Annotated in this window: 13 protein-coding genes and 1 riboswitch; of the genes, 8 read left to right on the top strand and 5 right to left on the bottom strand. The window is 33.1% G+C overall.

Annotated elements, in window-relative coordinates:
* Window positions 1-56: 56 nt before the first annotated feature.
* From DG508_RS17325 to DG508_RS17310, 4 genes are all read right to left on the bottom strand, one after another.
* Window positions 57-599 carry a DUF4252 domain-containing protein gene (locus DG508_RS17325; protein WP_108869356.1) on the bottom strand — a complete coding sequence of 181 codons (543 nt, stop codon included), beginning with the start codon at window positions 597-599 and terminating at the stop codon, window positions 57-59.
* Window positions 600-690: 91 nt separating this feature from the next.
* Window positions 691-1,227, bottom strand: coding sequence for a DUF4252 domain-containing protein (locus DG508_RS17320; protein ID WP_103865641.1), 537 nt, complete (start codon window positions 1,225-1,227; stop codon window positions 691-693).
* 71 nt (window positions 1,228-1,298) lie between these two features.
* Window positions 1,299-1,736, bottom strand: coding sequence for a hypothetical protein (locus DG508_RS17315; RefSeq protein ID WP_108869355.1), 438 nt, complete (start codon window positions 1,734-1,736; stop codon window positions 1,299-1,301).
* Window positions 1,723-2,232, bottom strand: coding sequence for an RNA polymerase sigma factor (locus DG508_RS17310; protein WP_103865643.1), 510 nt, complete (start codon window positions 2,230-2,232; stop codon window positions 1,723-1,725). The genes DG508_RS17315 and DG508_RS17310 overlap by 14 nt, the downstream gene beginning before the upstream one ends.
* A 235-nt stretch (window positions 2,233-2,467) precedes the next feature.
* Between DG508_RS17310 and DG508_RS17305 the strand changes: the two genes are divergently transcribed.
* Window positions 2,468-3,883 carry a S41 family peptidase gene (locus DG508_RS17305; RefSeq protein WP_108869354.1) on the top strand — a complete coding sequence of 472 codons (1,416 nt, stop codon included), beginning with the start codon at window positions 2,468-2,470 and terminating at the stop codon, window positions 3,881-3,883.
* Window positions 3,884-4,161: 278 nt separating this feature from the next.
* Here the strand turns inward: DG508_RS17305 and DG508_RS17300 are convergent, their stop codons facing one another.
* Window positions 4,162-6,105, bottom strand: coding sequence for a TonB-dependent receptor plug domain-containing protein (locus DG508_RS17300; protein WP_108869353.1), 1,944 nt, complete (start codon window positions 6,103-6,105; stop codon window positions 4,162-4,164).
* Window positions 6,106-6,184: 79 nt separating this feature from the next.
* Window positions 6,185-6,523: riboswitch (cobalamin riboswitch) on the bottom strand.
* An 86-nt stretch (window positions 6,524-6,609) separates the two neighbouring features.
* Between DG508_RS17300 and DG508_RS17295 the strand changes: the two genes are divergently transcribed.
* The 7 genes from DG508_RS17295 to DG508_RS17265 all read left to right on the top strand — a co-directional run bounded on the left by DG508_RS17295 (window position 6,610) and on the right by DG508_RS17265 (window position 12,081).
* Entirely contained in the window at window positions 6,610-7,122 is a 513-nt protein-coding gene (locus DG508_RS17295; RefSeq protein ID WP_108869352.1) for a bifunctional adenosylcobinamide kinase/adenosylcobinamide-phosphate guanylyltransferase, read from the top strand.
* A gap of 5 nt (window positions 7,123-7,127) precedes the next feature.
* A complete protein-coding gene (gene cobT, locus DG508_RS17290; protein ID WP_108869351.1) occupies window positions 7,128-8,171 on the top strand; it encodes a nicotinate-nucleotide--dimethylbenzimidazole phosphoribosyltransferase in 1,044 nt (347 codons plus the stop codon).
* A 71-nt stretch (window positions 8,172-8,242) separates the two neighbouring features.
* Window positions 8,243-8,548, top strand: a complete 306-nt coding sequence (locus DG508_RS17285; protein WP_108869350.1) for a hypothetical protein — start codon at window positions 8,243-8,245, stop codon at window positions 8,546-8,548.
* A gap of 8 nt (window positions 8,549-8,556) precedes the next feature.
* Window positions 8,557-9,321: an adenosylcobinamide-GDP ribazoletransferase gene (locus DG508_RS17280; protein WP_108869349.1), complete on the top strand. Its 765-nt coding sequence runs from the start codon at window positions 8,557-8,559 to the stop codon at window positions 9,319-9,321.
* Window positions 9,303-9,827, top strand: a complete 525-nt coding sequence (cobC, locus tag DG508_RS17275) for an alpha-ribazole phosphatase (protein WP_108869348.1) — start codon at window positions 9,303-9,305, stop codon at window positions 9,825-9,827. The genes DG508_RS17280 and cobC overlap by 19 nt, the downstream gene beginning before the upstream one ends.
* A gap of 80 nt (window positions 9,828-9,907) precedes the next feature.
* Complete coding sequence (locus tag DG508_RS17270) at window positions 9,908-11,047, top strand: ABC transporter substrate-binding protein (RefSeq protein WP_108869347.1); 1,140 nt, start codon at window positions 9,908-9,910, stop codon at window positions 11,045-11,047.
* Window positions 11,048-11,049: 2 nt separating this feature from the next.
* Window positions 11,050-12,081, top strand: coding sequence for a FecCD family ABC transporter permease (locus tag DG508_RS17265; protein ID WP_108869346.1), 1,032 nt, complete (start codon window positions 11,050-11,052; stop codon window positions 12,079-12,081).
* Window positions 12,082-12,158 lie beyond the last annotated feature (77 nt).

Raw genomic sequence — 12,158 nt, 5'->3', positions numbered from 1 at the left:
TTTGGTACAAAAACCTAAGTTTTATATATTTTACACCAATTGAAAATTGATTGTAATTAATCAAAACCCATGGTATCTACCATTTTTTTAAATGCATCGAGATTTATTTTTCCTTTCTCTACAGATTGAGCTAGTTTCACCATTTTTTCTGGTCTCATATCGTCTCCTAGCATTCGTATTAGTGCCAATCCTTTTTCTTGATGTGTTCCAAAAACTATGACCTCATCAATATCATCTTCTTCTCCTTGGTACTTAAGTACCACTTTGGCTCCATTTGATCCAAAACGTATCAAGGTCTCATATTGATCAGAACTAAGAATTTTCTTGATTGTAGCACGTTCTTCTTCATACTTAGCTTGATTATCATCCTTGAGCTGTAATGCCAAAAAGTTTACTTTTTTGATACTCTTTAATGCTTCTTCCTCTTCTTCATTAAGTGCCACCTTTTCTTTATCCAAAATACTAGCTGGTACATCTACAGCAATAAAAGCTGTATCTTCTTGATGATCTACAAAATATGTTTGCAAAGAGGGTTCACTATTACAACTTACTAAGAGAGTGACACAAAGCACACTCAGAATCTTAATTATATTTTTCATTCTTTATTGGTTTTTTTTGATTGATTATTGTGTTATAATATGCCCTACACTTCTTTTTGAAAAAAAAGAAGTGTAGGGCATGGTACTTTATCTAGTTTCCTTTCTTTACATTTTTCAGCTCTTCACCTCCAGGAACATTCAAATGATCTGCTATTTTAGACACTTGTTTCAAATCAATATCTCCAGTAATAGTTAATACAACAGTATTAGGTCCTTTTCCACTTTCTTTTATTCCATCAAGAAACATAAACAATTCACTCACATGGTCATCGTCTTTTCCTGGTTTTGAATAAAACTTCACGTTTTTCCCGTCACTTTTTACTCTCATCAACTCTTCCATAGAGGATTTTTTGAGATAACTACTTACGTCTGCTTTCATCTTTTGCCCTACTGTAGCATCCTCTGTCGCAAAAACTTTTATATTTTTTATTTTCTCTACAAGATTCATATACTCTTGTACCTCTTTATCATTACTCTCTATGTCTATCTTGCTTAATAGTTTAAACATCTTACTTGTTACTACGACAGAGGAGACTCCTTTCATATCTTCGTATTTATCAAAAGCACTTTGTGCACTTGATACATATGGTAATACTGCCAAAATCAGAATAATTGCTATTTTTTTCATAATATTTCAATTTTAAATACCTTACTATACTGTCTTAATAATCAGTTTTTTATAGGGTACTATGTTTTTATTTATTTTATTAATTCTTTTGTAGTGTTTTCAAATTCATTGAGGTACACTAATTCTTGTTTTCCCTCATTCATTAACTGAGAAACCATATTGAGGATTTTTTTGGTTTCCTGCAAAGCTATTTCGGGGTCCTCAAAAGTATCAACAGGTTCAGATGGTGTTGGTGCTGGTTTTAGCAAGAACATCCCAGCAATCAGTGCTACTGATGCCGCAATACCAATCCACGAATATCTGAATTTTCTGCCTGTATTTAATTTTAGATCCTGAGTAGCCATTATGGTACTCTCTTCAGAAAAAAACTGAAATAGATTTTTGTATTTTTCTAGGTGCGACGGCACAGTTTCTCTGGTAAAATAAACCTTTAATTCTCTTTCTTCAGAAATGGTCGTTTCGCCTTCAAAATACTTTTCCAGTAATTTTTCAATATTAGACAACTCCATAGTTATGTTTTTTTAATAATTCTTCTCTTATTTTTTTTCTTCCCCTTGATAGTGCAACTCTTACTGCTGTTTCATTAAGTTCCAGCATTTTTGCAATCTCTGCATTATCATATTGTTCTATATCTCTGAGCTGAACAATCATTCGTTGTTGCTCTGGCAGGTCATCCATAATCTTACCTACCCAATCCAAACTATCTTTTGCCTCTACTTGTCGTTGCAATGAGGCTTGCTCATCTTTGTAATTGCTATGCACAATTTTTAAGTTATTGGCTTGTTTGGCTTTTAGCCTATCAAAACAATAATTCTTGGTCATTGTCATTGCAAAGGCTTCTACATTTTTATATTGAGCCATCTTACTTTTATTCCTCCATAACTTCAATAATATTTCTTGAGTAGCATCTTCTGCCTCCTCATTACTCACTAGCAAACGTCTGGCCAACCTGAACAGTTTGTCCTTAAATCCATTTGTGAGTGTTATAAATGCTCGTTCTTTCATGATTGGTTGATGATTACATAAAACTTTGTCAGCTTTATATAAGGGAGACGACTACTCTAGTAATTTGTTACATTCTTTTTTTTATTTACTAATAAAGTAATTACATTTATCATTCTTATATCAAGAAACAAAGTCAGAATGAAACATTGCTAAGGCTAGAAAATATAAGGAATACCCGTCTATAGCAACTTATTAATTTCTTTTGACAAAATAAAAACAATAAATAATAATATAAATGAAGTACATAAAGCATTTTGCACTATTACTATTTGTGATAGCTATGGCTACCTCGTGTTTTGATGACAATGATGATGTGAGACGCGTTGCTAACTCTAATGAAATAAAGAATTTTATCTGGAAAGGATTAAATGTATTTTATCTCTACAAAGCAGATGTGCCTAATCTGGCTGATAATCGTTTTACATCTGATCAAGAGTATACAAGCTTCTTAGAAGGTTTTTCTACTCCTCAAAGTATTTTTGACGCTTTACAATCTGATATAGATGATTTTAGTTTTCTGGTAGATGATTACATTGCTCTAGAACAAGCTTTTGATGGTATTACAAAAAATAATGGTATGGAATATGGCTTGGTTAGATATCCTGATAATCAAGATTTAGTTTTTGGATATGTACGCTATGTGCTTCCTAATACAGATGCCGAAGCCAAAGGATTAAAAAGAGGAGATATCTTTAACACTATAAATGGCACACAGATCAATGTTCAAAATTTTAGAGAATTATTAGCTCCTGATAGTTATGCTATCGGTCTGGCTACTTATGATGGTACCACTATTACTCCTACTGGCAATGCAGTTTCTCTTACCAAAGTACAATATACAGAAAACCCTGTTTTTATTGCTAAAACCATTGATGTTGGTGGTAGCCCTGTTGGGTATCTAATGTATAATTCTTTTACTGCTGATTTTGATGCTAAACTTAATGAGGCATTTGCTCAGTTTAAAGGTGACGGGGTAACAGATCTTATTCTAGACCTGAGATATAATGGTGGAGGATCTGTTCGCAGCGCTATTGATCTATCTAGTATGGTCACTGGGCAATTTAAAGATAAAGTATTTACTACCACAGAATGGAACGCTGATCGACAAGAACAGTTTGGAACCACTAACCTTTTTACAGATAAGACAAGAGATGATAATGCTATTAATAGCTTAAATCTAACAAGAGTCTATATCCTTACTTCCAGAAGCTCTGCTTCTGCAAGTGAATTGGTCATTAACGGGTTAGATCCTTATATACAAACTATAAAAATTGGAGATACTACTAGAGGTAAATTTCAAGCTTCTATCACCTTATATGATTCTGATAATTTTGGAAGAGACGGTGCAAATGCAGGACATACCTATGCAATGCAACCACTAGTACTTAAATCTATCAACTCTGTTGGTTTTACTGACTACTTCAATGGGTTTGCTCCTAATGTACAGGTTGATGAAGATTTCTCTAATCTAGGTATTTTGGGAGATCCAAACGAACCACTTCTAAAAGCTGCAATTGATAATATTTTAGGTACACGAAGTGCAAAAAGCTATTTTACACAGCAACTAGAATCTGTAGGTAATAGCAAAATGTTCTCTCCTATATATGAACGTATGTATGAGGATATCAATAGTAATACTTTGGAGTACTAATCCTAGTAAATTATCCAAACTTCATATAAAACAAAAACTCCCAAATTATTCTGTTTGGGAGTTTTTGTTTAACATAACTATACTACCGATCTACATAGTTATACGATTTACACATAAAAATTTCGTATATAGTTTGTTTCTTTTGCACTATATCTGTGTTATAAAATTCAACAATAGCTAAGGCTATTCTTTAATTTTATGCCTTAATCTAACACAAAATAATTCAAACTCTTTATACGAAATTCTTATCCATAACTCGTATTAAACCAATATAACAATTAGAATTTCAAATTAAATCCTATTCTTACATTTCTTCCTTTGGTATTGAATCCTAGTATCTCTTGATAATCTTCGTTGGTGATATTACTCATTGTTGCATATACATTCATATTTTTAAGTACCTGATGATTAATATAGAAATCTAACATCCCAAAACTATTCAAAGAAACTCTTGCTGGCTCAAAAGTAACTGGATCTGCATTTGCAAAATCACTATCCCCTCGTTCTGTATTATACTGGTAACTTAAAGAAGTGTACGTCTTTTTTCCTAATTGATACCCTACAGTAGCATTAATCATATGCTTTGGTATTCTTATATTATCGGTTAATCTATCAATATTGGTAAACGTATAGTTTCCTTTTACAGATAATTTATCGTCTAAAACAGCAGTAGAGGCTTCTACCTCTACTCCATCTACCTTAATATCATCTGTGGCATTAATATTAGCGAACGTAGCAGAGTCAAAAGTGATAAAATTTTCTGATGTACGATTGAAATACACAACACTCAATAATGTTTTTTTACTATGCGATACTTCTATCCCACCTTCTATCGTAGTACTTTCTTCTGGTTCTAGCTCAGGATTTCCTGAGGAGAAAGCTGTATCATATAACTGAAATAATGAAGGAGTGATATATGCTGTACTATAAGATACTAGACCTTTAATATAATTTTCTCCAAAGGAGTAACTATAAGACGGGTTTACATTATATACCAGCTGAGTATCATAAGCACTATGAATATTTAGCCTTGCTCCTGCATTAACATTAAGCCCAAAACGTGAAGCGTATACCACATTCACATAAGGATCTATAATATCAAACTCTGCATCATTATCACTAATGGTTTCTACCAAATCAGTAGTACCAAAGGGAACGCTCTCAAGATCAAAATCACTATAAGAGCCATTGGCTCCAACAACAGTGTGTAAAAAATAATTAAACGTATATTTATTGTATGCATCAAATGTATGCACATCTCCCGTATAAATAGAAGGAAATCCTGATCTTGTAAGATCTCTTTCTAAGGTTGCATAACTATTGGTAAAAGTAAAGCTACCATTAGGGTATTTGATTTCCCAGAAAGAACCTGCGCGCAACTGTTTGCTTTCAAAACGATTATCTGCATCCACACTAGCTCCTGCATCAAAATCATTTTTATATTGATCCAGATTTCCAAAAATGTGAAATTTGAAATTATCACTCCACTGATATCCTAATTTAGCATATACATTATATTTTGAAAAAGGATCACTCTTTGCATCTGGAACTTCTGCAGCAGACAACCCATCGGTGAATTGGTTTCCAAAACTTGCTAAATAGCTTACTTTTCCTACTGTTCCGTTTATAGAAGCTAGATTTACAAAATCATTAATATCATAATCCTGATCTTCTTGTGATTGATTTGTACCTATACTTGATTGAAAATTAGCAGAAATTTTCTTTTTGCTTTCTGGTTTTGTAATAATATTGATTACCGCAGTAGCCGCACCAGAACCATATAAAGTACTCGACGCTCCTTTTAGGATTTCGATCTCTTGAATCTGACTTACTGACAACAATCTAAGATCGAAGTCTCCAGCAGCAGAAGAAGGATCACTTACTGTTACCCCATCAACTCTAATAACTACCTGTCGGTTTCTCCCCCCTCGAATATAAACCCCCAAATTTTGACCTGCCGCACTACCATTACCATTAATAAATAGTCCAGCTGATCTACTCAATACAGTTGCCACAGATAATCCTTGGCTTTGCTCTAATTCTTTGGCTGTAATCTTAGTAATTACTTTACCACTTTGCGCTCTTTTTAGTTTAAATTTTGAATCAGAGATAACTACCTCATCCAATTCATTTACTCTTTTATCTATCTGGATTTCTTGTCCAAATACAAAAGAAGATCCCAGCATTAGAAATGCTGCTCCAAAAAATGTTTTTTTGTTCATTACTTAAATACTTATTTTTTACAATAGCCGGAAAAAAGTATGTAGTTTACCCATACCCAAACCTTTATCCCGAAAGTTTAGACTATATTGAACTCTGGCAGGTCTCCTGGCTTGCGTTTTGTTGTTGACCTTCCCACTTGATCTGAACTTGTTTCAGATTCTTTTATCATGCTTCAAAAAGATGCCAAAACAAGTTTGACACAAGCAGTGGTTTATTAGGAATAAACAACAAACATCTGTATCGATAACAGACATAACTTACAGTTGCGGGAACAGCTCAGGAATATTAAAACTATATTCAGGTATCAATTACTTATGTAACATCCCTCTTTTATATTTAGTCATCAAATCACCTGATTCCCTTTTAATCTTCAACCTTTTATAAGAAGGTATCAGAACCAAAATTCTGCGCGAATGTATCATATTTTATGGAAAATGAGATTACTTTAACAAATAAATAATGTATTCAACTACCTTTGCCTACTATATAATAAATCAAATCTAATGTTGTATTACATTACAGGAGGAGAACGTTCTGGCAAAAGTAATTATGCTCAAAATCTGGCATTACAATTATCAAGCACTCCTTATTACCTGGCCACTTCACGTATTTGGGATGCTGGTCATAGAGAACGTATAAACAGACATATTGCTGATAGAGACCAGCGATGGACCTCTATAGAAGAAGAAAAAGAAATTTCTAAAGTCATAAAAAACAACAGTGTAGTTGTAATAGATTGCGTTACATTATGGCTTACCAATTTTTTTGTTGACACCAATAATGATGTTGAATTATCTCTATCACAAGCCAAAAAAGAATTTGATAAACTACTTGATATTGATGCCACGATCATCATCATCTCTAATGAAATTGGGATGGGAGTTCATGCTACAACCAAAGTAGGAAGGAAATTTACCGAATTGCAAGGCTGGATGAACCAACATATTGCTCAATATGCCGATAAAGCAGTATTAATGGTCTCTGGCATTCCTGTTCAAATTAAAAACTCTAATTAGTCAAAATGCAAACAAACTTTACGATACAACCATTATCAAATCAAAAACTAGAAAATACTTTAAAAGTCAAAATTGATTCTAAAACAAAACCAATTGGAGCGCTAGGAACTCTAGAGGATATAGCACTGCAAATTGGTATGATACAGAATACAGATTGCCCCAGTTTGAATAATACTTCTATTTTGGTATTTGCAGGGGATCATGGCATTGCTCGTAAAGGAGAAGTAAATCCATATCCACAAGAGGTAACCGCACAAATGGTCTATAATTTTATAAATCAGGGCGCTGCAATCAATGTTTTTTGCAAACAACATGCTATCGATCTCAAAATAGTAGATGCTGGAGTAAATCATACTTTTGAAAACATCTCTGGATTAATAGATGCTAAAATCGATTTTGGCACCAAAAACTATCAGGAACAACCTGCCATGAGTACTTCACAATGTATCTCTGCCATAGAAAAAGGTGCTGACTTAATTGTAAAATCACATGCTGATGGATGTAATACAATAGGTTTTGGAGAAATGGGAATTGGCAACACCTCTTCTGCTTCTTTACTCATGTCGTATTTTACAAAAACTCCTATAAAAAACTGTGTTGGTTCTGGTACAGGTCTTGATACACAGGCTATAAAAAATAAACAACATATTTTATCAGATGTATATCAGCAATATACTCCATCATCTCCCTTAGAGGCATTGGCCACCTTTGGAGGATTTGAAATTGCCATGATTACAGGAGCAATCCTTAAAGCCGCCGAACTCAAAATGACAATCATTATAGATGGGTTTATTGTTACATCTGCTTTACTAGTAGCGCATGCTATGCACCAAAACGTACTTGATTATTGCATTTTTGCACATGTATCAGAAGAACAAGGACATCAAAAAATGTATGAGTTTCTAAGCAAAAAACCATTGGTTAATTTAGGCATGCGATTAGGAGAAGGAACAGGAGTAGCTATAGCTTACCCTATCATCGTTTCTGCCGTAGCTTTTCTTAATAATATGGCTAGTTTTGAAAGCGCAGGAGTATCTGGTAGTGAGTAGCGAATTGTACATCTCTTATGTTTATTAACCATCTTTAAAACGGTCAATAAATAAACAAATAATATAAACAGATGAAAAAAGGAGTGTTATCTATATGTATTGCAATTATTGGGGTATATTTTGTCTATTGGTTTAATATTGATCTATATAAAAAATCGATTGCTTTTACAGAACAATCAAAAAATATAGCAATATCAAATTCCTGTATTTTTAAATTCGCAAAAACTTTTACGATAACTACTGTTTGTTTTGGCTTATTAAGCCTTTATTTTGGTATAATTTCTTTTTTGAAGAAAAATAAAATTGGAGGTATTGGGATTATTCTGGCAGTACTACTTATAATTTGTGCTTTTATCCCTTTCTGGAAACATATATAAATATATAGATGAAAAAAGAGATTCATATTTTCCTAACAGCATTGATGTTTTTTACTCGAATCCCATGTCCAAAATGGGTAAATCACGACCCTGAGTATTTAAAACTCAGTTCCAAATATTTCTCTTTGGTAGGAATTATTGTTGGCAGTATAGGAGCTTCTGTTTTTTACTTGAGTTCTTTACTATTTTCTATAGAAATCTCATTATTACTCTCAATTTCTGCAACAGTATATAGTACTGGCGCATTTCATGAAGATGGTTTTGCAGATGTATGTGATGGTTTTGGTGGTGGATGGACAAAAGAGAAAATATTGCTCATCATGAAAGATTCACGATTAGGTACTTATGGCACCATCGGTTTATTTCTTTTATTAGCATTAAAATTTGCTTCCTTACTAAAAATAGAAACATTCTACATTCCTCTAGTCATAATAGCTGGGCATAGTACAAGTCGTTTTATTGCAACAACATTACTTTACACACATGCGTATGTAAGAGATACAAAAGATAGTAAAGCAAAACCTGCTGCAAAAAGTATGAATCTATCTTCATTAATTATAAGTGGAGTATGGGGAATACTACCTCTATGTTTTTTTAAAAACCCATGGGTATTCATATGCTTAATCCCCATGTACCTCTCAAAAATATTTTTGGCAAATAAGTTCAAAAAATGGATTGGCGGACAGACAGGTGATTGTGCTGGAGCAGTACAACAATTGAGTGAAGTTATCTTTTACCTTACTATCTTAGCACTATGGAAATATATCTGGTAAGACATACAACTCCTAATATAGAAAAAGGGATATGCTATGGCCAGAGTGATATAGGAATCACCGAATCATTCGCCGAAGAAATAAAAGAAATACATAAAAATATTCCTTTGCATGAAATCACTACAGTATATAGTAGCCCATTGCAACGTTGTAAAATATTAGCAAGGTCATTCAAAAAACCAATCATACAAGATGCTAGACTCAAAGAGATGAATTTTGGAGATTGGGAGTTACAAGCATGGAACGATATTGATCAGGAAATATCTGCCCCTTGGATGAAAGATTTTGTTAATGTACAAGTCCCTAATGGAGAATCTTATGTTATGCTTCAAAAAAGAGTATTGGATTTTTACTACTCACTCCCCCTCTCTTCTGAAGAAAAGATCCTTATTATTACACACGCAGGGCCAATGAGAGCATTACTCGCACATATCAGAAAAATAGCTCTTAAAGATTCTTTTGATATTAAAATTGGATACGGTGAGGTACTATCATTTTTTATCTAAAAAATATTAACTTTTCTTTTTGAAATCATTCCTGAAACAAACTTATTCTGATTCACTATTTTTACAAAAAAACGACCTTCATGCGCAATGTCTTTCTCATTTCTTTCTTAGTACTCTTACAGATATCATGCAAAAAAACAATTAAAGAAGATAGCCCTCTTACTGTTATGTATTTGGCTCCTCAAAAAATTGAGTATGCATCTGGATTTACCATACAAAACAAAAAAGGGTATAAAGAAATCAAGGTAATGTCTCCATGGCCTGATGCAAAACAAGAACTCACTTATATATTATATCCCAAAGGAACAAATAGACCTCCAACATTTCCTAATACTACATATATTGAAGTTCCTATAGAAAGAGTTGTTGTCACTTCTACTACAGATATCCCAATGTTGGAATACTTGAATCTTGAAGATAAATTAGTTGGTTTTCCACATACCGATTATATTTCATCAGAAAAAACAAGAACGTTAATTGATAGTGGTAGTATTAAAGAACTTGGTAAAGCAGAGAATTTGAATACTGAGGTTGTTCTTGAGCTTGCTCCTGAGTTAATTATTGCTTTTTCCTCTTCTGGAGATACAAACACATATAACCTCATCCAAAAAACAGGTATTCCTGTAGTAATGAATGGTTCATGGCTAGAAGAACACCCATTAGGGAGAGCTGAATGGATAAAATTTATAGCGGCTTTTTTTGGTAAAGAAACTATTGCAGAAGAGGTATTTCAAAACATTAAAAAAGAATATACTCAAGCCTCTACTCTAGCTCAAAACACTAATACATCTCCTACTATATTATCTGGAAATATGTATAAAGATGTATGGTATGTACCTGGAGGTAATAGTTTTTTTGTTAAGTTTTTAAGAGATGCTAATACCAAATATCTATGGCCTGAGAATAAAAAAACAGGAAGCCTTGCCCTAAATTTTGAAAGCGTATTAGAGAAGGCACAAAATGCTGATTTATGGATTGGATCTATAAATGCATCCACATTAAATGAATTAGAAAAAAATAATAGGCAATATACTTTATTTAATGCGTTTAAAAATAAAGCCGTATATTCTTCATCCTTAAAGGTGGGACAAAAAGGAGGATTAATCTATTATGAATTAGGACCTATGCGACCAGATTTGATTCTAAAAGATATCATCAAAATAGCTCACCCAGAGATGTTGACGGATTATGAACCTTATTTTTTTGAAAAACTAAACTGATCGTGACCCCAAACACATCATATAAACGCACTTTTATAGGTATTACAATAGTTTTACTTATCTGCTTTATTGCTAATATTAGTCTAGGCTCTGTATATATTCCTTGGCTAGATACATTGAGTAGTCTTTTTGGTGGCGTTGTAGACAAAGAATCCTGGAGACATATTATAATCCATTATCGATTACCTAAAGCAATTACTGCAATTATAGTAGGTAGTGGACTTGGAATCTCTGGTTTATTAATGCAAACATTATTCAGAAATCCATTGGCTGGGCCTTTTGTATTAGGGATTAGTTCTGGGGCTAGCCTTGGAGTTGCTATAGTTATACTAGGAAGCTCTTTTGCTGGTATAGCTTTTTCTACCTTTTTAATTTCTAATTGGGGACTGGTTATTGCTTCTAGCTTAGGTAGTATTCTAGTCTTACTCGCTGTTATAATAGTATCTCTAAGAGTACGAGATACTATGGCAATCTTAATCATAGGACTTATGTTTGGTAGTATAACCACAGCTATAGTAAGTGTGTTATCCTATTTTTCGCCAGCAGACCAATTGCAACGCTATATCTTTTGGGGATTTGGTAGTTTAGGCAATCTTTCTTGGTATGATGTACTTATATTTTCTGGTATATTTATTATAGGAGTATTATTATCTATTCTTGCTATAAAACCTCTAAACACCTTATTACTAGGAGAAAATTATGCTCGCAGCCTTGGTTTGAATATCAAAAAAAGTCGTTTTCTTATCATCATAACAACAGGACTATTAGCAGGTAGCACTACTGCTTTTGCAGGCCCTATTGCCTTTATAGGATTGGCTATACCACACCTTACACGACAGCTTTTTCATACTTCTGACCATAAAACATTGATACCTGCAGTAATACTTTTTGGAAGTATTATTATGCTAATCTGTGATAGTGTTTCCCAATTACCATTTAGTGAATACACCCTTCCTATCAATGCAATTACATCATTGATTGGAGCTCCTATAGTTGTCTGGTTACTGGTACGTAAACGAAAAATGCTATTTTAATTTACAACTACATCATATCCTTATAAAACTAATAATTTAATAAATAGTATCTTATCCATCATTTTATAAAATCACAT

Origin of the sequence: Aquimarina aquimarini, from assembly GCF_900299535.1 — a bacterium.
In the GTDB taxonomy this organism is placed as follows: domain Bacteria; phylum Bacteroidota; class Bacteroidia; order Flavobacteriales; family Flavobacteriaceae; genus Aquimarina; species Aquimarina aquimarini.
This window is presented reverse-complemented; position numbering and strand designations above follow the sequence as displayed.

Excerpts from the sequence above, each read along its gene's own strand:
- DG508_RS17325 (WP_108869356.1), bottom strand. The coding sequence starts at position 599 with ATGAAAAATATAATTAAGATTCTGAGTGTGCTTTGTGTCACTCTCTTA.
- cobC (WP_108869348.1), top strand. The coding sequence starts at position 9,303 with ATGGAAATATATCTGGTAAGACATACAACTCCTAATATAGAAAAAGGG.
- DG508_RS17310 (WP_103865643.1), bottom strand. The coding sequence starts at position 2,232 with ATGAAAGAACGAGCATTTATAACACTCACAAATGGATTTAAGGACAAA.
- DG508_RS17270 (WP_108869347.1), top strand. The coding sequence starts at position 9,908 with ATGCGCAATGTCTTTCTCATTTCTTTCTTAGTACTCTTACAGATATCA.
- cobT (WP_108869351.1), top strand. The coding sequence starts at position 7,128 with ATGCAAACAAACTTTACGATACAACCATTATCAAATCAAAAACTAGAA.
- DG508_RS17315 (WP_108869355.1), bottom strand. The coding sequence starts at position 1,736 with ATGGAGTTGTCTAATATTGAAAAATTACTGGAAAAGTATTTTGAAGGC.
- DG508_RS17295 (WP_108869352.1), top strand. The coding sequence starts at position 6,610 with ATGTTGTATTACATTACAGGAGGAGAACGTTCTGGCAAAAGTAATTAT.
- DG508_RS17280 (WP_108869349.1), top strand. The coding sequence starts at position 8,557 with ATGAAAAAAGAGATTCATATTTTCCTAACAGCATTGATGTTTTTTACT.
- DG508_RS17320 (WP_103865641.1), bottom strand. The coding sequence starts at position 1,227 with ATGAAAAAAATAGCAATTATTCTGATTTTGGCAGTATTACCATATGTA.
- DG508_RS17300 (WP_108869353.1), bottom strand. The coding sequence starts at position 6,105 with ATGAACAAAAAAACATTTTTTGGAGCAGCATTTCTAATGCTGGGATCT.
- DG508_RS17305 (WP_108869354.1), top strand. The coding sequence starts at position 2,468 with ATGAAGTACATAAAGCATTTTGCACTATTACTATTTGTGATAGCTATG.
- DG508_RS17285 (WP_108869350.1), top strand. The coding sequence starts at position 8,243 with ATGAAAAAAGGAGTGTTATCTATATGTATTGCAATTATTGGGGTATAT.